Source organism: Staphylococcus sp. HMSC034G07 (assembly GCF_001835975.1).
In the GTDB taxonomy this organism is placed as follows: Bacteria; Bacillota; Bacilli; order Staphylococcales; family Staphylococcaceae; genus Staphylococcus; species Staphylococcus ureilyticus.
In genome coordinates this window covers 382,386-401,270 of record NZ_KV826609.1, presented here as the reverse complement: position 1 = coordinate 401,270, position 18,885 = coordinate 382,386, and the positions used below count along the sequence as shown (strand labels likewise).

General features: G+C 31.2%; 19 protein-coding genes. 17 read left to right on the top strand and 2 right to left on the bottom strand.

What is annotated here, in order from left to right:
• The first annotated feature begins 323 nt into the window (after nucleotides 1–323).
• From HMPREF2586_RS09920 to odhB, 15 genes are all read left to right on the top strand, one after another.
• The gene (locus HMPREF2586_RS09920) at nucleotides 324–1,280 is read left to right on the top strand and encodes a thymidylate synthase (RefSeq protein WP_046208260.1); all 957 of its coding nucleotides are present in this window, start codon (nucleotides 324–326) and stop codon (nucleotides 1,278–1,280) included.
• A gap of 78 nt (nucleotides 1,281–1,358) precedes the next feature.
• Entirely contained in the window at nucleotides 1,359–1,844 is a 486-nt protein-coding gene (locus HMPREF2586_RS09915; RefSeq protein ID WP_046208261.1) for a dihydrofolate reductase, read from the top strand.
• Nucleotides 1,845–1,853: 9 nt separating this feature from the next.
• A complete protein-coding gene (locus HMPREF2586_RS09910) occupies nucleotides 1,854–2,693 on the top strand; it encodes a DegV family protein (protein WP_046208262.1) in 840 nt (279 codons plus the stop codon).
• Nucleotides 2,694–2,822: 129 nt separating this feature from the next.
• Nucleotides 2,823–3,350, top strand: a complete 528-nt coding sequence (gene msrA / locus HMPREF2586_RS09905; RefSeq protein ID WP_046208263.1) for a peptide-methionine (S)-S-oxide reductase MsrA — start codon at nucleotides 2,823–2,825, stop codon at nucleotides 3,348–3,350.
• Complete coding sequence (msrB, locus tag HMPREF2586_RS09900) at nucleotides 3,343–3,771, top strand: peptide-methionine (R)-S-oxide reductase MsrB (protein ID WP_070658543.1); 429 nt, start codon at nucleotides 3,343–3,345, stop codon at nucleotides 3,769–3,771. The genes msrA and msrB overlap by 8 nt, the downstream gene beginning before the upstream one ends.
• Before the next feature lie 14 nt (nucleotides 3,772–3,785).
• Nucleotides 3,786–4,289: a PTS sugar transporter subunit IIA gene (locus HMPREF2586_RS09895; RefSeq protein WP_046208265.1), complete on the top strand. Its 504-nt coding sequence runs from the start codon at nucleotides 3,786–3,788 to the stop codon at nucleotides 4,287–4,289.
• Complete coding sequence (locus HMPREF2586_RS09890; RefSeq protein ID WP_046208266.1) at nucleotides 4,289–4,510, top strand: YozE family protein; 222 nt, start codon at nucleotides 4,289–4,291, stop codon at nucleotides 4,508–4,510. Before HMPREF2586_RS09895 ends, HMPREF2586_RS09890 begins: the two co-directional genes overlap by 1 nt.
• A gap of 158 nt (nucleotides 4,511–4,668) precedes the next feature.
• Nucleotides 4,669–6,150 carry a S41 family peptidase gene (locus HMPREF2586_RS09885; RefSeq protein WP_070812730.1) on the top strand — a complete coding sequence of 494 codons (1,482 nt, stop codon included), beginning with the start codon at nucleotides 4,669–4,671 and terminating at the stop codon, nucleotides 6,148–6,150.
• A gap of 15 nt (nucleotides 6,151–6,165) precedes the next feature.
• Entirely contained in the window at nucleotides 6,166–6,675 is a 510-nt protein-coding gene (locus tag HMPREF2586_RS09880) for a GNAT family N-acetyltransferase (protein WP_064208958.1), read from the top strand.
• A 10-nt stretch (nucleotides 6,676–6,685) separates the two neighbouring features.
• Nucleotides 6,686–7,759 carry an undecaprenyldiphospho-muramoylpentapeptide beta-N-acetylglucosaminyltransferase gene (locus tag HMPREF2586_RS09875; protein WP_046208269.1) on the top strand — a complete coding sequence of 358 codons (1,074 nt, stop codon included), beginning with the start codon at nucleotides 6,686–6,688 and terminating at the stop codon, nucleotides 7,757–7,759.
• Nucleotides 7,760–7,777: 18 nt separating this feature from the next.
• Nucleotides 7,778–8,392: a phosphatase PAP2 family protein gene (locus HMPREF2586_RS09870; protein ID WP_046208270.1), complete on the top strand. Its 615-nt coding sequence runs from the start codon at nucleotides 7,778–7,780 to the stop codon at nucleotides 8,390–8,392.
• 448 nt (nucleotides 8,393–8,840) lie between these two features.
• A complete protein-coding gene (locus HMPREF2586_RS09865) occupies nucleotides 8,841–9,503 on the top strand; it encodes a response regulator transcription factor (protein WP_046208271.1) in 663 nt (220 codons plus the stop codon).
• Complete coding sequence (locus HMPREF2586_RS09860; protein ID WP_046208272.1) at nucleotides 9,500–10,855, top strand: HAMP domain-containing sensor histidine kinase; 1,356 nt, start codon at nucleotides 9,500–9,502, stop codon at nucleotides 10,853–10,855. Before HMPREF2586_RS09865 ends, HMPREF2586_RS09860 begins: the two co-directional genes overlap by 4 nt.
• A 184-nt stretch (nucleotides 10,856–11,039) precedes the next feature.
• On the top strand, nucleotides 11,040–13,844 hold the full coding sequence (locus tag HMPREF2586_RS09855) for a 2-oxoglutarate dehydrogenase E1 component (protein WP_046208273.1): 2,805 nt from the start codon (nucleotides 11,040–11,042) through the stop codon (nucleotides 13,842–13,844).
• A 13-nt stretch (nucleotides 13,845–13,857) separates the two neighbouring features.
• Nucleotides 13,858–15,150: a 2-oxoglutarate dehydrogenase complex dihydrolipoyllysine-residue succinyltransferase gene (odhB, locus tag HMPREF2586_RS09850; RefSeq protein WP_070658539.1), complete on the top strand. Its 1,293-nt coding sequence runs from the start codon at nucleotides 13,858–13,860 to the stop codon at nucleotides 15,148–15,150.
• A gap of 533 nt (nucleotides 15,151–15,683) precedes the next feature.
• Here the strand turns inward: odhB and HMPREF2586_RS09840 are convergent.
• A complete protein-coding gene (locus HMPREF2586_RS09840; RefSeq protein ID WP_064208960.1) occupies nucleotides 15,684–16,232 on the bottom strand; it encodes a helix-turn-helix domain-containing protein in 549 nt (182 codons plus the stop codon).
• Nucleotides 16,233–16,344: 112 nt separating this feature from the next.
• Between HMPREF2586_RS09840 and HMPREF2586_RS09835 the strand changes: the two genes are divergently transcribed.
• Nucleotides 16,345–16,932 carry a LysE family translocator gene (locus HMPREF2586_RS09835; RefSeq protein WP_064208961.1) on the top strand — a complete coding sequence of 196 codons (588 nt, stop codon included), beginning with the start codon at nucleotides 16,345–16,347 and terminating at the stop codon, nucleotides 16,930–16,932.
• A gap of 18 nt (nucleotides 16,933–16,950) precedes the next feature.
• Here the strand turns inward: HMPREF2586_RS09835 and HMPREF2586_RS09830 are convergent, their stop codons facing one another.
• Complete coding sequence (locus HMPREF2586_RS09830; RefSeq protein ID WP_046208278.1) at nucleotides 16,951–17,829, bottom strand: AraC family transcriptional regulator; 879 nt, start codon at nucleotides 17,827–17,829, stop codon at nucleotides 16,951–16,953.
• 124 nt (nucleotides 17,830–17,953) lie between these two features.
• Here HMPREF2586_RS09830 and HMPREF2586_RS09825 point away from each other — a divergent pair, with 124 nt between their 5' ends.
• Nucleotides 17,954–18,820, top strand: a complete 867-nt coding sequence (locus tag HMPREF2586_RS09825) for a sugar phosphate isomerase/epimerase family protein (protein WP_064208962.1) — start codon at nucleotides 17,954–17,956, stop codon at nucleotides 18,818–18,820.
• The last annotated feature ends 65 nt before the right edge of the window (nucleotides 18,821–18,885 follow it).

The following is an 18,885-nucleotide window of genomic DNA, read 5'->3' as shown; positions in this document are numbered from 1 at the left end:
TTAAATTGCTTTAATAACAAGTACAACATCCTTAATACTTATCATGCATTAATTTAATGAGCATATTTTTACTGTTTTTTGAGTAGTTTCTAGGTCATCCTTTTATTGATTATAACTATTTAAAAAGTTTATAATACTTCTAATTATTTATCATAATCATTAGAACAACCAGCCAATATTATTAAGGCATAAACTGAATACATATTTTATTCTCAAATTCCACTCATATTTTCACTTTACTAGTGGTTATTTCTTTAAATTATTGGTATTTTAAAATATGATTAACTATAAATAACTTTACTGTTGAAAGGAGTGTGTTCGTCATGCTAAATACATTTGATCAATCCTATCATGATCTTTGTAACGAAATATTAGAAATAGGAAAGCAAAAAGAAGACCGTACAAATACAGGTACTATTTCAAAATTCGGACATCAATTAAGGTTTGATTTGTCAAAAGGATTCCCATTGCTAACTACCAAAAAAGTATCATTTAAATTGATTGCAACTGAATTACTATGGTTTATCAAAGGCGATACAAATATTAAATATTTACTCCAATATAATAATAATATATGGAATGAATGGGCGTTTGAAAATTATATTAACTCAGTTGATTATAAAGGTCCAGACATGACAAACTTTGGTCATAGAGCCCAAACCGATGAGGCATTTAATAAAAAATATAAAGCGGAAATGCGTAAATTTAAAGAGCTAATTTTAAATGATGCGTCTTTTGCTAAAAAATATGGTGATTTAGGAAATGTTTATGGCAAACAATGGCGTGATTGGGAAGATAAAAATGGCAATCATTTTGATCAGTTAAAAACTGTTATCGAACAAATTAAACATCATCCGAATTCAAGACGCCATATTGTCTCAGCTTGGAATCCAACTGAAATCGATACTATGGCATTACCACCTTGTCACACAATGTTTCAGTTTTATGTCCAAGATGGGAAATTAAGTTGCCAATTATACCAAAGAAGTGCAGATATCTTTTTAGGTGTACCATTTAACATTGCTAGTTACAGTTTGCTGACACATTTAATTGCTAAAGAATGTGGTTTAGAGGTGGGTGAATTTATACACACATTCGGCGATGCTCATATTTATACAAATCATATGGAAGCTATTGAAACACAGTTGTCTCGTACAAGCTATGCGCCACCACAACTTAAAATAAATTCAGATAACTCTATTTTCGACATTAACTATGAAGATTTAGAAATAGTAAATTATGAATCACATCCAGCAATTAAAGCACCAATAGCTGTATAAAATTTTAAAAAATGATTAGTATTAATAATGATTTAATATATTTACTGATAATATTATATTACTATTAGGAGGGAAATTATGACACTTTCTATACTTGTTGCTCACGATCAGCAACGTGTTATTGGGGTAAATAATCAACTACCATGGCATTTACCAAATGATTTAAAGCATGTAAAAAAACTATCCACTGGCAATACACTTGTTATGGGCCGTGCAACATTTGATTCTATAGGAAAGCCGCTTCCTAATAGAAAAAACGTAGTATTAACAAGAAATAAATCATTCGCACATGACGGTGTAGATGTTATCCATTCAATTGACGAAATATATAATTTGCCAGGCCATGTGTTCATTTTTGGTGGACAAACATTATTTGAAGAAATGATTGATAAAGTCGATGATATGTATATTACAGTAATTGAAGATAAATATAATGGAGATACATTCTTTCCACCTTATACATTTGAAGAATGGGAAGTAGAATCTTCTATTCCGGGAACATTAGATGAAAAAAATACGATTCCACATACATTTCTACATTTAGTTCGTAAAGATACAACATAGGAGGAAAGAATAATGAAAATGAAAATTGTAACTGATTCAACATCAGATTTATCTCATGCTTATTTAAAAGATAATGATATACATGTCATCCCACTTAATTTAACTATTGATGGTAAGTCGTATGTAGATCAAGTCGACATTTCCTCTGAAGCATATATAAAAAAATTAGAAGAAAATGCTGATGTAAAAACGAGTCAACCAGCTATCGGTAATTTTATTGAGTTATATGATGAATTAGGCAAAGATGGTTCTGAAATCATTAGTATCCACATGACATCAGGGCTTAGCGGTACTTATCAAACCGCACTTCAAGCAAGTCAAATGACAGATAGTACGGTAACTGTCATAGATTCAAAATCTATTTCATTTGGATTAGGATATCAAGTCCAACATGTTGTAGATTGGAATAACCAAGGTTTTTCATCAGAAGAAATTGTTTCAAAAATAACTGACTTACAAAGTAATATAAAATTATATGTTGTTATTGGCCAATTAAATCAATTAATCAAAGGCGGTAGAATCAGTAAAACGAAAGGATTAATTGGTAATATGATGAAAATTAAGCCAATTGGGACGCTTGACGATGGTAAAATTGAACTCATTCATAATTCTCGTACTCAAAATGGTAGTATTCAATTTCTAAAAAAAGAAATCAGTACGTTTTTAGGAGATAAAAAAATTAAATCTATCGGTATCGCACACGCTAATATTTTAGAATTTGTGGATAAAATTAAAAAGCATTTTACCGAAGAATTTAATATCACTGAATATGATACAAATGTTACAACACCTATAATATCAACACACACTGGAGAAGGCGCAATAGGTCTAGTTGTTTTAAAATCATAAACTAATTTATAATAAATTAAGGTTCGTTTTAATTATTCTTTCATTTGTTAAATTTTCAAAACAATTTAATAGCTTATCACTGAAAATAATGATAACTTAATGACAAGATAATAAAAAAGGAGGTATACCATGGCATATGCGACATTAGCTGGGGGTTGTTTCTGGTGTTTGGTAAAACCGTTCACCTCTTATCCGGGCATTGAAAATGTTGTTTCTGGCTATAGTGGTGGACATGTTGAAAACCCTTCTTATGAAGATGTTAGTCATGGACAAACCGGCCATGTAGAAGCAGTACAAATCACATATAACTCTGAAATTACTTCCTTCGAGAACATTTTAGATGTTTATTTTAAAACATTTGATCCAACTGATAATGGCGGTCAATTTTTTGATAGAGGCGAACATTATCAACCAGCTATTTTTTATCATAATGAAGCACAAAAAAAAGCTGCAGAAGCAAAAATTCAAGAGTTAAATGAGCAGGCAATATTTAATAAACCCGTAATTACACCCATAAAACCATACAAAAACTTTTATCCTGCTGAATCCTATCATCAAGATTACTATAAAAAGAATCCATTGCATTATGAGCAATATCAACGTGGTTCTGGCAGAAAAAGTTTTATAGAAAAACATTGGGGGAAACAATATGATTAAGAAAAATAAAAATGATTTAACAGAAATGGAATACTTGGTAACTCAAGAAGATGGAACAGAGCCTCCTTTCCAAAATGAATATTGGAATCATTTTGAAAAAGGGGTTTATGTTGATAAAATTTCTGGTAAACCTTTATTTACCTCAGAAGAAAAATTTGAATCAGACTGTGGTTGGCCTAGTTTCTCAAAAGCTTTAGATGATGATGAAATCATAGAGCTCGTTGACAAAACATTTGGTATGGTGCGCACAGAAGTACGCTCTGAAGATGCGAACAGCCATTTAGGACATGTTTTCAATGATGGTCCAATTGAAAGTGGCGGTTTAAGATATTGTATTAACTCAGCTGCCGTGCAATTTATACCATTTGAAAAACTGGAAGAATTAGGTTACGGAGATTTAATACCACATTTTGAAAAATAAGGAGCGAACAAGACATGTTTAAAAAATTATTTGGTAAAGGTAAAGAAGTCGACAAAGAAACGAGTGTATATGCACCTATTACTGGAGAATATGTGAAAATAGAAGATATCCCAGATCCAGTATTTGCGCAAAAAATGATGGGAGAAGGATTTGGAGTAAATCCAACTGATGGTGAAGTTGTTTCTCCAATCAATGGTAAAGTAGATAATATCTTCCCAACAAAACATGCAATTGGTTTACAAGCTGATAATGAACTTGAACTACTTGTTCATATTGGTTTAGATACAGTACAACTTGACGGAGAAGGTTTCGAAGTATTAGTCGAAAGTGGCGATACTGTTAGTGTGGGAGACCCATTATTACGTTTTGATTTAGATTATATAAAAGAAAATGCTAAATCAGTTATTTCTCCAATAATTGTTACAAACTCAGATAACACGTCATCTGTGGCAATTGCCGACGATATAACATCAGTAACTAAAGGTGAAACTAAAATTATTGATGTGACAATGAACTAATGAAAGATCATTCATTTTATCAATTTGCATTAACAGCACGTGGTCGAAAAGACGAAAAAGGCGAATTAGCTGAAGAAATTTTTGATGATTTGTCTTTTCCACGACAGGAAAAAGATTTTCATGCTCTATCAGATTACATTGAAATGCAAGGAAGTTATACCGTTTCAATGTCTGTTTTTGATAGTTTATATGATGAATATACTGAATGGTTAAAATTTTAGTCTTAGTTTATATTTGAGAGAATATAGTAAAGTATATTAAAATAATAAAGTATCATAGAGAGCTGGGATTAATCTTTAATGATTCAATCCCAGCTACTTTTATTTTCAAATCAATAAAATTTCGATTTGAATTATACATATATTTAGGAAGTGATAAAATGTCGGAAAGATCAGACATGCAAAATGAAAACCACGAAGAAACTAAAAATAACGATGCTAATAACAAATATTCCACTAAAAATATGAGCTTTAAACGGAAAAATTTCATTTTAACAATCATAAGTATTGTGCTTATAACAGCAGTTTTAACAGTTTTTGCAACCATAGCAGTCATGAACTGGACAAGTGGGTTAGATGGAAAACAAAGAACAGAAATGAAAAAGGTTGAAGATGTCTATAGTATTTTAAATAAGGAATATTATAAAAATACAGATTCAGAAAAAATATCGGAATCTGCAATTAAGGGAATGGTAAAAGATTTAGATGATCCATATTCGGAATATATGACTAAAAAAGAATCTAAATCGTTTAACGAGGATGTCTCAGGTGATTTTGTGGGTATTGGTGCAGAAATGCAAAAAAAGGGAGATAAAATTCAAATTACAAGCCCTATGAAAAACTCTCCTGCAGAAAAAGCTGGCATTCAACCTAAAGATGTAGTGACTAAGGTGAATGGTAAATCTATTAAAGGTCAACCACTTGAAGCTATAGTCAAAAAAGTGCGTGGAAAACAAGGTTCAAAAGTTACATTAACAATTGAAAGAGCGAACCAAGAACACGACATCACTATTAAAAGGGATAAAATACATGTTAAAAGTGTTGAATATGAAAAACATGGAAATACTGGTGTGTTTACAATAAATAAATTTCAAAGTAGTACTTCTGGTGAATTAAAATCTTTAATTATTAAAGCTCATAAAGATGGAATTAGAAAAATTGTTCTCGATTTACGTAATAATCCCGGTGGGTTGCTTGATGAAGCTGTGAAAATGGTAAATATTTTCGTGGATAAAGGAAAAACCGCAGTTCAACTTGAAAAAGGCGATCAAAAAGAACAAATAAAAACATCAAACGATGCAAGCAAAGAAGCTAAGGATATGGATGTTTCAATTTTAGTGAATAAAGGTTCGGCCAGTGCGTCAGAAGTATTCACTGGTGCTATGATGGATTATAATAAAGCTAAAATTTACGGTTCAAAAACTTTTGGTAAAGGCATAGTACAAACCACACATGAATTTAATGATGGTTCACTATTAAAATTTACGAATATGAAATGGTTGACTCCAAAATCTCGTTATATTCATGGGAAAGGCATTAAACCTGATACAAAAATTAATGAACCTGAATATCAATCTTTAAGCGTCATTCCTAATACACAGACATACCAGTTGGGTGATGAAGACAAACATGTTAAAACAATTAAAGTGGGTCTATCTGCATTAAACTATCAGTCTAATAATAAATCTAAACGCTTTGATAAAGAATTAGAAGATGCTATTAAATCATTCCAAAAAGATAATAATTTAACAGTTAATGGAAAATTCAACAAACAAACCAATGATAAATTCACACAAGCTTTAGTTAATAAAGCAAATAAAGAAGATACTGTATTACAAACCCTATTAAACAAATTAAAATAAAGAGGTGAACCTCGCATGATAAGATTAGGTACCGTAGAAGATTTACCAACTATTTTAACGATTGTAGAAGAAGCAAAGTCAATAATGCAACAAGAAAACAACAACCAATGGGATGAACAATATCCATTAAAATCACATTTCAAAGAAGATATTAGTAAAGATTCATTGTTTGTTTTAGAAGAAAAAGATACAATTTTTGCCTTTATAGTTGTCGACCAGCAACAATCTGAGTGGTATGATGAACTGGCATGGCCAATTGATAGAAAAAATGCATACGTTATTCATAGATTGGCAGCCTCATCAGAATATAAAGGTGCTGCTACAAAATTATTTGATTTTGCTGTTAACCTTGCTTTACGAGATAATGTACATGTAATGTTAACTGACACTTTTGCATTGAATAAACGTGCTCAAGGATTATTCCAAAAATTTGGCTTTATCAAATTAGGTGAAGTAAATATTGATTATCCTCCTTTCGATAAAGGAGAACCATTCTATGCCTATTATAAAAAATTAGAAGAATAGAGGTAATAATATGACAAAAATCGCATTTACTGGTGGCGGTACTGTTGGACATGTTTCTGTTAATCTAAGTTTGATTCCAACAGCTTTAGAAGAAGGACATGAAGCATTTTATATCGGCTCCAAAAATGGTATGGAACGAGAAATGATTGAATCCCAATTACCAGAAATCCCATATCATAAAATTTCAAGCGGTAAATTAAGACGATACATCTCTTTTGAAAATATTAAAGATATTTTTAAAGTATTAAAAGGTATCTTCGATTCAAGACGCATTTTAAAAAAAGAAAAACCTGACCTATTATTCTCAAAAGGTGGTTTTGTATCTGTCCCTGTAGTTATCGCTGCTAAATCCCTAAAAATTCCAACTATTATACATGAATCTGATTTAACACCCGGACTAGCAAATAAAATTGCTTTAAAGTTTGCTAAAAAGATTTATACAACCTTTGAGGATACATTACAATACCTGCCGAGTGAAAAAGCGGATTTTGTAGGTGCTACAGTGCGGGAAGATTTAAAAAGTGGTGATAAAAATAGAGGCTATCAATTAACAGAATTTAAAGATAATAAAAAGGTTTTATTAATCATGGGTGGTAGCCTTGGAAGTAAAAAGTTAAATGATATTATTAGAGATAATTTAGACGCATTATTAAATAATTATCAAGTGATCCATTTAACTGGTAAAGGATTGCTGGATCAATCCTTGACAAATAAAGAAGGATACGTTCAGTTTGAATTTGTTAAAGACGATTTAACTGATTTATTAGCGATAACAGACACAGTTATTAGTCGTGCTGGCTCAAACGCTATATATGAATTCTTGGCATTAAGAATTCCAATGCTCTTAATTCCATTAGGCCTTGACCAATCTAGAGGAGATCAAATTGACAATGCGAAAAATTTTGAATCTAAAGGTTTTGGAAGAACAATTCCTGAAGACACTTTAACCGAGGATAAACTCATCGATCAGTTAAAAGATATCGAAACTCACCGTGAATCTATTATAACTCAGATGCAAACATACAAAGAAAGTTTTACACGCCAAGATTTATTTCATAAAATTATTAAAGATGCAAATAACTAATAATAGGGAGGATACGCAATGAGTCGTTGGAAAAGAATAAGTCTACTCATTATTTTTACATTAATTTTTGGCATTATTGCATCCTTCCATGAATCAAGATTAGGGAAATGGATAGACAATGAAGTTTATGAATTCATATATTCTTCTGAAAGTTTTATAACTACTACATTTTTCTTAGGAGTAACTAAAATCGGGGAAGTATGGGCAATGGTTTGTTTATCATTATTACTTATCGCCTATTTAATGCTTAAAAAATTAAATATAGAGGCACTTTTCTTTGCAATAGCAATGAGTTTATCAAGTACTTTAAACCCATTATTAAAAAACGTATTTGACAGAGAACGACCTACACTATTACGTCTCATAGATATCTCTGGTTTTAGTTTTCCAAGTGGACACGCAATGGGGTCAGCCGCTTTCTTTGGCAGTACCATTTACATTGCTAATCGTGTCTTGAAAGGTAAAACAAAAGGAATTATGATAGGTCTTTCAGCACTATTTATTATTTTAATTTCATCATCAAGAGTATATCTTGGTGTTCATTATCCAACTGATATCATTGCTGGTATCATTGGTGGTGCTTTTTGTGTCGTATTATCAACATTAATATTAAGACACAAATTAAAAATTTAAAAAATAACGAAATAGAACAAATGGCAATTTCTATATAAAATAGAAATTGCCATTTTTTAAATTCATCTGAGATACTTATATCTCAAACTTAATTTAATTGTGTCAAAAATTATTATAAAAACCGATTTCATAATGCAAACCGGTTTCTATATATACGTTGATTTACAACGTTAGTCTTTTACGGGCATATAAAAGGGGATATTTACGAAAATGATCAATTCTACTAAAACAAATATGTGTGGGGGGAATGTCTATGTAGTATTGATAATCATTTTCAATTACATTATACAACACTGAGAATAATTGTCAATTAGATTTCGAATATTTTCTTATTTTTTATTTCAACATCGTTATACTTATTTATATTCAATATCTTATTTTATTTTTAATACCCTGTTACTTTCTATAAACTGTTATTTCATATATTATATATTTTGAGGTGTAAGCAATGACAAAAATTTTAATTGTTGAAGATGAACAAAATCTTGCACGTTTCATCGAGTTAGAATTAGAGCACGAAAACTATGCAGTAGATATTGAATATGATGGCAAACCTGGGTTAGAAAAAGCTTTAACAAATGATTACGATTTGATTTTGTTAGATTTGATGCTACCTAATATTAATGGTTTAGAAATTTGTAGACAAGTCAGACAAAATAAATCCACTCCTATAATTATTATCACAGCAAAAAGTGACACTTACGATAAAGTAGCTGGATTAGATTATGGGGCAGATGATTATATAGTAAAACCCTTTGATATTGAAGAATTATTAGCAAGAATAAGAGCAATGTTACGTAGACAGCCACAAAAGAACATCATCGACATGCAAGGCATTATTATAGATAGAGATGGCTTTAAAGTAACTGTAGATGGTAATTCTTTAGATTTGACGAAAACAGAATATGATTTATTGACCTTATTAGCTGAAAATCGTAATCATGTATTACAGCGAGAACAAATTATCGCAGATGTGTGGGGGTATGATTCAGAAGTTGAAACTAACGTTGTTGATGTATACATCCGCTATTTAAGAAATAAGCTTAAACCATATAATAAAGATAAAATCATAGAAACTGTACGTGGCGTGGGATATGTGGTTAGAAAATGAAACAGCGTAAATTAAAAACCAAGTGGATGATTATCACAACAACGATTACATTTTCAACCATATTTATATTTAGTTTAATTATCATATTCTTTCTAAGTAACGCATTACGTCACAACGAACTAAGCGAAGCTGAAAGAAGTTCATCGGATATCATTCAACTTTTCGAATCTAAACAATTAAACGATATTACACCATTAGACTTAAATGCTTCGTTAGGTAATTTTCAAAAAGTGATTCTTTATAATAAAAATGGTGAAAAACAAATAGAGACTTCAAATGACAACGATATCGTTTATTCACCTAATTTCAAACCTAAAGAAATTGATACGGCTTTAATAAAAAAATACCATAACAACGATTATTTAATTATTACAAACCGGATTAATACGCACCATTTTAAAGGATATAGCGTAATCATTCATTCTTTAGAGAATTATAATGCACTCGTCAATTCATTGTATTTTATTGCACTCATATTTGGAGTGATTGCTACTTTTATAACTGCAATGGTAAGTTATTTCTTCTCTGCACAAATTACAAAACCATTAATCTTAATGTCTAATAAAATGCAGCAAATTCGTCGTGATGGTTTCCAAGAAAAAGTGGACTTAGTTACTAATTATGAAGAAACAGATAATTTAATTGTCACTTTTAATGAAATGATGTTCCAATTAGAAGAATCGTTTAACCAACAGCGTCAATTTGTTGAAGATGCTTCACATGAGCTACGAACTCCATTACAAATTATTCAGGGTCACTTAAATTTGATACAGCGGTGGGGCAAAAAAGATGCAGCAATTCTTGAAGAGTCACTCGACATATCCTTAGAAGAAATGACTAGAATTACAAAATTAGTTGAAGAATTATTATTGTTAACAAAAGATAACAACAATAGTAAAGAAAATGAAACCGAAAGTGTAGAAATTAATCAAGAGATTACATCCAGAATTAAATCACTAAAACAACTTCATCAAGATTATGTTTTTGAATTTGTACCTTATCAAAAACCGCTTAATATAAAAATAGACCGTTATCAATTTGAACAAGTACTAATTATCTTCATTGATAACGCCATGAAATATGATCAAGTTAATAAATATATTCAAATTCAAACAAATCTAAGGAACAAACAAATATCAATTGAAATCACTGACCATGGTGTAGGTATTCCAAAAGAGGATATAGATTTTATTTTTGACAGATTCTATAGAGTTGATAAATCCCGTTCCAGAAAGTTAGGCGGCAATGGTTTAGGTTTGTCGATAGCTAAAAAAATCATTGAATTAAATCATGGGACAATTCATGTAGAAAGTGAAGTAGGAAAATACACGACATTTAAAATCACATTTTGATTATTAACAGGTTACTCATTCAAGTAAAAATATGTTACGCTATAAAATGAAAATACAATTAGCAGAGCCAAATAAAATCAGGTTCTGCTTTTTTCATATAACTAGTTATTGATACTTTAATTTGCGTTTATTTAATGCTATTATTGATTTGTAAGCGTTTTAACTATTTTGTGGAGGGTGTAATATGAGCAACGAAAGTCAGGTTACCCAGGCACCTGTAAATTTCGGGGCAAATCTTGGATACATTTTAGATCTATATGATTTATATTTGAATGATCCAGCTTCAGTCCCTGAAGATTTACAAGTCCTATTTAGTACAATCAAAAACGGTGAAGCAAACATCACAACAAATACAGCTGATGGTCAACAAAATACGACTAAAGCTGATAGCACGATTAAACGTGTTATGCGTCTCATAGATAACATACGTCAATATGGGCATTTATTGGCAGATATTTATCCAGTTAACAAACCTGAAAGAGAAAATGTTCCAAAATTAAATATTGAAGATTTTAATTTGGATAAAGAAACACTAGAGTCAATTTCAGCAGGTATTGTATCTGAACACTTTAAAGATATTTACGATAATGCTTATGAAGCTATTGTTCGTATGGAAAAACGTTATAAAGGACCTATTGCATTTGAATATACACATATCAATAACAATAGGGAACGTGTATGGTTAAAACGTAGAATAGAAACACCATACAAAGCAACATTAAACGATAATCAAAAGATTGAATTATTTAAAAACTTAGCACATGTAGAAGGCTTCGAAAAATATTTACACAAAAACTTTGTGGGCGCAAAACGTTTCTCAATAGAAGGTGTAGACACACTCGTGCCAATGTTACAACAAACATTAAGACTTGCTAGTGACGAAGGCATTCAAAATATACAAATAGGTATGGCCCACCGTGGTAGATTAAATGTACTTACACATGTGTTAGAAAAACCATATCAAATGATGATTTCTGAATTCATGCACACTGATCCAATGAAATTCCTACCAAAAGATGGTAGTTTAGAATTAACTTCAGGTTGGTCAGGAGATGTAAAATACCATCTCGGTGGTGTAAAAACTACAAATTCTTATGGAAGTGAGCAGCGCATTTCCCTTGCGAATAATCCAAGTCATCTTGAAATCGTTGCGCCGGTTGTATTAGGTAAAACACGTGCAAATCAAGATGATACCGACAAACCTGGAAAAGTTCATACTGATTTCCATAAATCTATGCCGATATTGATTCATGGTGATGCTGCTTACCCAGGACAAGGTATTAACTTCGAAGCTATGAATTTAGAAAATTTAGACGGCTATTCAACAGGTGGTACACTCCATATTATCACTAATAATAGAATTGGCTTTACAACTGAGCCAGAAGATGGTCGTTCTACAACGTATTCATCTGATGTTGCAAAAGGCTACGATGTACCTATCATGCATGTTAATGCAGATAATGTTGAAGCAACTATTGAAGCAATTGAAATTGCTATGGCGTTTAGAAAAGAATTCCATAAAGATGTTGTCATTGATTTGGTTGGTTATCGTAGATATGGGCACAATGAGATGGATGAACCATCCATTACCAATCCGTTACCATACCATAATATTCGAAAACATGACCCTGTTGATGTACTTTATGGTCATCAATTAGTTCAAGATAATATTATTTCTGAAGATCAAATGAATCAAATCTTTGATGAAGTTCAAAAAGAACTCCGTGCCGCTCATGATGAAATAGATAAAAACGACAAGATGGATAATCCAGATATGCAAAAACCAGATAGTCTTGCCGAACCACTCCAAAGTGTCGATGTGGATGTAAGTTATGAACAACTTAAAGAAATTAATGATGCAATGCTATCATATCCATCTAACTTTAATGTTCTTAAAAAATTGAATAAAGTCTTAGAGAAAAGAAGAGAGCCTTTTGAGAGCGAAGATGGATTAGTTGATTGGGCTCAAGCAGAACAATTAGCATTCGCAACAATCACTCAAAAAGGTACGCCTATTCGCTTAACTGGACAAGATAGTGAACGTGGTACATTCAGTCACCGTCACGCCGTACTCCATGACCCTGATTCAGGTGAAGAATATATCCCACTTCACAATGTTCCAGGACAAAAAGCAACTTTTGAAGTGCGTAACTCGCCACTATCAGAAGCAGCGGTTGTTGGTTTTGAATATGGTTATAATGTGCAAAATAAAGATTGTATGACAATTTGGGAAGCCCAATATGGAGACTTTTCTAATATGGCTCAAATGATATTCGATAACTTCTTATTTAGTGCTAGAGCTAAATGGGGTGAACGTTCAGGTTTAACACTATTCTTACCTCATTCATTTGAAGGTCAAGGGCCTGAACATTCATCTGCACGTTTAGAAAGATTCTTACAATTAGCTGGGGAAAATAACAGTACAGTAGTAAACTTATCAAGCTCAAGTAACTACTTCCATTTACTGAGAGCTCAAGCTGCTAGCTTAGGTACACAATCAATGAGACCACTAGTAGTAATGTCTCCTAAGAGTCTCTTACGTAATAAAACAGTTGCTGACCCAATTGATAAATTTACATCTGGAAAATTCGAACCAATTTTACCAGAAGAACATGATAAAGAAGCTGTTAAAAAAGTAATTCTAGCGTCAGGTAAAATGTTTATTGATTTAAAAGAATATTTAGCAAAAAATCCAAATAATTCAATTTTACTAGTTGCCGTGGAAAGATTATATCCATTCCCAGCTGAAGAAATTGAAACATTACTAAATGAATTACCTCATTTAGAAAATGTAGCTTGGGTACAAGAAGAACCTAAGAACCAAGGCGCTTGGTCATTTGTTTATCCATATCTGAAAGAATTAACTACAGATAAATACGATTTAAGCTATCATGGCCGTATTCAACGTTCAGCTCCTGCTGAAGGTGATGGAGAAATACACAAACTTGTTCAAAATATGATAATCGAACAAAGCACAAAATTTAACTAGGGGGAAGTTAAGCATGCCAGAGGTAAAAGTTCCAGAATTAGCAGAATCCATTACAGAAGGTACCATTGCAGAATGGTTAAAACAAGTCGGTGATAGTGTAGATAAAGGTGAAGCTATCCTTGAATTAGAAACAGATAAAGTAAACGTCGAAGTAGTTTCTGAAGAAGCTGGTGTATTGCAAGAATTACTTGCAAATGAAGGTGATACGGTAGAAGTTGGCCAATCTATCGCTGTTGTAGGCGAAGGAAGTGGCAATAATAATTCAGAAGCACCTAAACAAGATAATTCTGAATCACAAGCAGCTGATAGTAACGAAAAATCAGAGCAACCAAAATCAGAGCAACCAAAATCAGAAGCTCAAAATGATAATGAAAGTACTGCTGACGATTCACAAAATAAAGGACAACGTGTTAATGCGACACCATCTGCACGTAAATATGCACGTGAAAAAGGCATTGACTTATCCGAAGTAGCAACGCAATCAAATGATGTTGTTAGAAAAGAACATGTTGATCAATCACAAAATAATAAGAATGAACAAGCTGCACAATCATCATCAAAAGAAGAACCTAAAAAACAAGCAGCTCCACAAAACCCAACAAAACCAGTTATCAGAGAAAAAATGTCTCGTCGTAAGAAAACAGCTTCCAAAAAGTTATTAGAAGTATCTAATAATACAGCAATGCTAACAACATTTAATGAAGTTGATATGACAAATGTGATGAACTTACGTAAACGTAAAAAAGAACAATTCATTAAAGATCATGATGGTACAAAACTAGGTTTCATGTCATTCTTTACAAAAGCATCAGTAGCAGCATTGAAAAAGTACCCTGAAGTAAACGCTGAAATTGATGGTGAAGACATGATTACAAAACAATACTATGACATCGGGGTTGCCGTATCTACAGATGACGGATTACTCGTACCATTTGTAAGAGATTGTGATAAGAAAAACTTTGCCGAAATTGAAGATGAAATAGCTAATTTAGCTATCAAAGCGCGTGATAAAAAATTAGGTTTAGATGATATGGTAAATGGCTCATTTACTATTACCAATGGTGGTATCTTTGGTTCAATGATGTCTACACCAATTATTAATGGTAGCCAAGCTGCGATTCTAGGTATGCATTCTATTATTACACGTCCGATTGCTATCGACGCAGACACAATTGAAAACCGTCCGATGATGTACATTGCATTAAGTTATGATCATAGAATCATCGATGGTAAAGAAGCAGTAGGTTTCTTAAAAACTATTAAAGAATTAATTGAAAATCCAGAAGATTTACTATTAGAATCTTAATCCACAACACAAAATAGTTTACTAATCCCAATACAACGGCGTTCAGCGTCGTTGTATTTTTATGTGTTTATTTCATTTTTGATAACATTCAAATGCCCGCTCTAGCATTATTTTACTATTGAAAGTCATTGTGATTATTTGAATATAAAATAAAAAGCACCTAAATTATTTAAGTGCTTTTGTATTATACGAAAGATATTATTACTAATAATAAAGCACAAGCTAAGCAGATGTAGCCTGTAACTTTAAAATTTTGCTTAAAAAATACATAACTTAAAATGAAAATAGATAGAGTTAGACTTAAGATGGATAGTAGAACAGATACATGAATGATATTAAAACTTATGAATATATGAAAAACAAATAACATTGTAGCTATTATTAATAATATTATTTCAAGTGGTTTTAAATCTTTCATCTGAGGATTGACCAAAATATTGTCCTCCCTGAATTTATCTAATTAAGCATATCCATATCATCAAACATGAAAAGCTGTAAAAATATTCATTTCAATCTATTGATATTATTACATATTAATAATGAATAGTCATATGTAAGTACACTGGTTCATCATGTTGGTTTAAATATTGGTGAAATATATTTCCATTGAATTTAATAGCTTCATTTTTATGAATAACAAAGGTTTCTCCATCTAATATAAGTGTTAAGGTACCTTCATAGACTGTGATATATTCCATTGTATTTGATCCATGGGGCGACCCGTCCATTTGCCCTTCAACTCCAATAACAACCATATAGCTTTCAAACTTCTTTTCAATATCAAACTTAAATAGAGGATATGCTTTATATTTATTATCTTCTGAAATTAAGGGTTGTATTTCATTCAAACTAACTTTCTGTATAATATTGCTATTTTCTTGTGTTAATTCTGTGAATGATACTTTTAAACCATTTGCTATCTTCCATAATGTTGTGATAGATGGAATGGATATCTTACGTTCTATTTGTCCCAACATTGTTTTACTTACACCTGTGACATCAGATAATTGTTCCAATGAATAACCACTTTGTTTTCTATATAATTTTAAATTTTCAGCTATAATGTCGTTAATTTCTCTCATCAATTTAAGCACCTCTATTTACAATATAACGTATAAACCATATACTTTAAAGACCAAACATTATAACGTAAATTTGGACGTTATAATGTTTTGATACGTGGGGGAGATTAAAATGTTAATAATATCTATGCTTATATATGCTGTTGTTGCAAGCTTTACACCCGGTCCTAATAATATAATGGCTTTGTTTTTTTCTCAAAATTTAAATTTTAAAAGCAGCTTACGATTTTCAATTGGTGTTGGATTTGGTTTTCTTTTGTTGTTACTAATATCCAGTATATTTAATACAACTTTGCATGCCGCTTTTCCTAAAATTGAATTTTTGATGAAAATATTTGCATTTATATATTTACTTTATTTAGCTTTAAAGATTTCTATGAGTTCTATTTATGGGACAAAGCAAACTTTTAGTCACAAGCTCAGTGGTTTAAAATCTGGTGTAATGCTACAATTCATTAATCCTAAAGGAATTATTTATGCTTTAACAGTAATTTCTACTTTTATCACACCTTTTTCTACGGATTGGCAAAAACAATTACCCTTTATTATCTTACTGGCTATTATCGGTTTTTTAGGTACTTTGAGTTGGGGTGTTTTAGGTTCTTTATTTAAATCATTTATATCAACACATGAACGTATATTTAATTTTGTCATGGCTGGTCTATTAGTTTATGTTGCTATAAATATTTTAATACACTAGTTATGAAATAATTGTTATTTAATGATTATCATATTGTTGTGAAAATTCGCGCGGACTACAACCATATGAGGTTTTAAATCTTCTGTAAAAATTCGAATAATCACTAAAACCACAATGAGTTGCTACTTGTTGTGGATTTTCTCCATTTTTTAATAACCTTTGAGCATTTTGCAAACGCAGATTTAATAAATAACGATATGGTGGATAGCCAACTAGTTTTGTAAATTGTTGCGTGATTTTATGTCGACTTACAAAAAATTTATTTTCAAGTTGCTCTAATGATATTTCCTGACTGTAATGTAATTCCATATAGTCTAATACCTGTCTAACTAAGTGACTAGATGGGTCATCACTATAATCAACGATACCTTCATTTTCTATTGCTACTCTATTAAGTATGATTAAAAACTGTGTCAGTAAAGATTTAGCAGCTAAATCTTTACCAAAAGCTTGATTATCTTGTTCATTAATTAAACCTTGTAACAAATAATATAATTCTCTTTTTTGATATTCCGATAACTGCAATAGATATTTAAATTTAGATGAATATTTATCAAAACACACGCTTAGATCACAATTTTCTACAGAAAGTTCATTTATTATTTCAGCATCAAATCGTAAGCCGATACGCTCTGCGTGACCATCCTTTTGTTCATCCAAACGATGGAATTCGTATGGTGGAATAATGAGCATTGAGCCAACCTCTAAATTAAAAGATTGTCCTTCTATGGTATAAAGCAAATTTCCAGATAATGAAAAAAATATTTCATAATGATCATGATAATGTAATTCATTTCCAAAATGACCGTCACTTATTTTATGCCATGCGGCGTATTGACCATCAAAGGGTAATGAAATTGTATCAAATTGTTGGGTAAATGTTTCTCTATCTTTCATGAAAATATCCCTCCTGCTCAAAAAACATACTTTTTTCCATGATTTACAATGTTGTTATTTTTCCCTCAAATTATAATTATATTATAACACTAAAATATAAATATTTTTGAAAGGAAGAATGAATATGACATCAACTCAAATTGGCGTTCAAATGATGATGCTCAAACAAAAAGTACAAGAAGAAGGATTATATAACGTACTGAAGAAAGTCAGTGATTTAGGTTATAATGCGGTCGAAATTTCTCAAATCGACATGAACCCACAGAATATTGAAGCAATGCAACAAGCGATTAATGATTTTGGAATGAATATTGCAGCAATGTCCTGTGGTGTAGAACATATATCTGCTAAACAAAAATATCCTGGAGATACATTAGAAGATGATTTCGATAAAATTGTAGCTGATTGTAAAGCTGTGAACTGTTCTATTTTGAGAATAGGAATGTTACCAATTAACTATATGGGATCCAAAGAAAGCACCTTACAATTTGCTGAAATTTGTGAAACTTATGCCAAAAGACTTAAAGAAGAAGGCATTGATTTATACTATCATGCCCATAATTTAGAATTTGTTCAATACAATGGACAATTTATGCTTGATTTAATGAGAGATCATACAAATCATTTAGGTTTCGAACTAGATATCCATTGGATTTGGAGAGCAGGACTTAATCCAATAGATGTCATTCCAAAATATGCAAATCGTATTCGTGCTATACATTTAAAAGACTATCGAGTAGGTGAAATAGATATGTCACAATACCCTGGCGAAGGACATGAAAAATTATATTATATGTTACATATGATTACTCAATTTGCTGAATTAGGAAAAGGCACTTTACCGCTTAAGGATATTATTGAAATTGGACGTGAAAGTGGCAGTGAATATTTCTTCGTTGAACAAGACGAGCTATACGGCGAAGATCCATATAATTGTTTAACAATTAGCCGGGACCACTTATATGATCTGGGTTATAAATCTTGGTTTTAATGTTTACTCTAAAATAAATATTCTGTGCTTATTTACATTTAATTAAGTAAGCGCTATCAAAATGA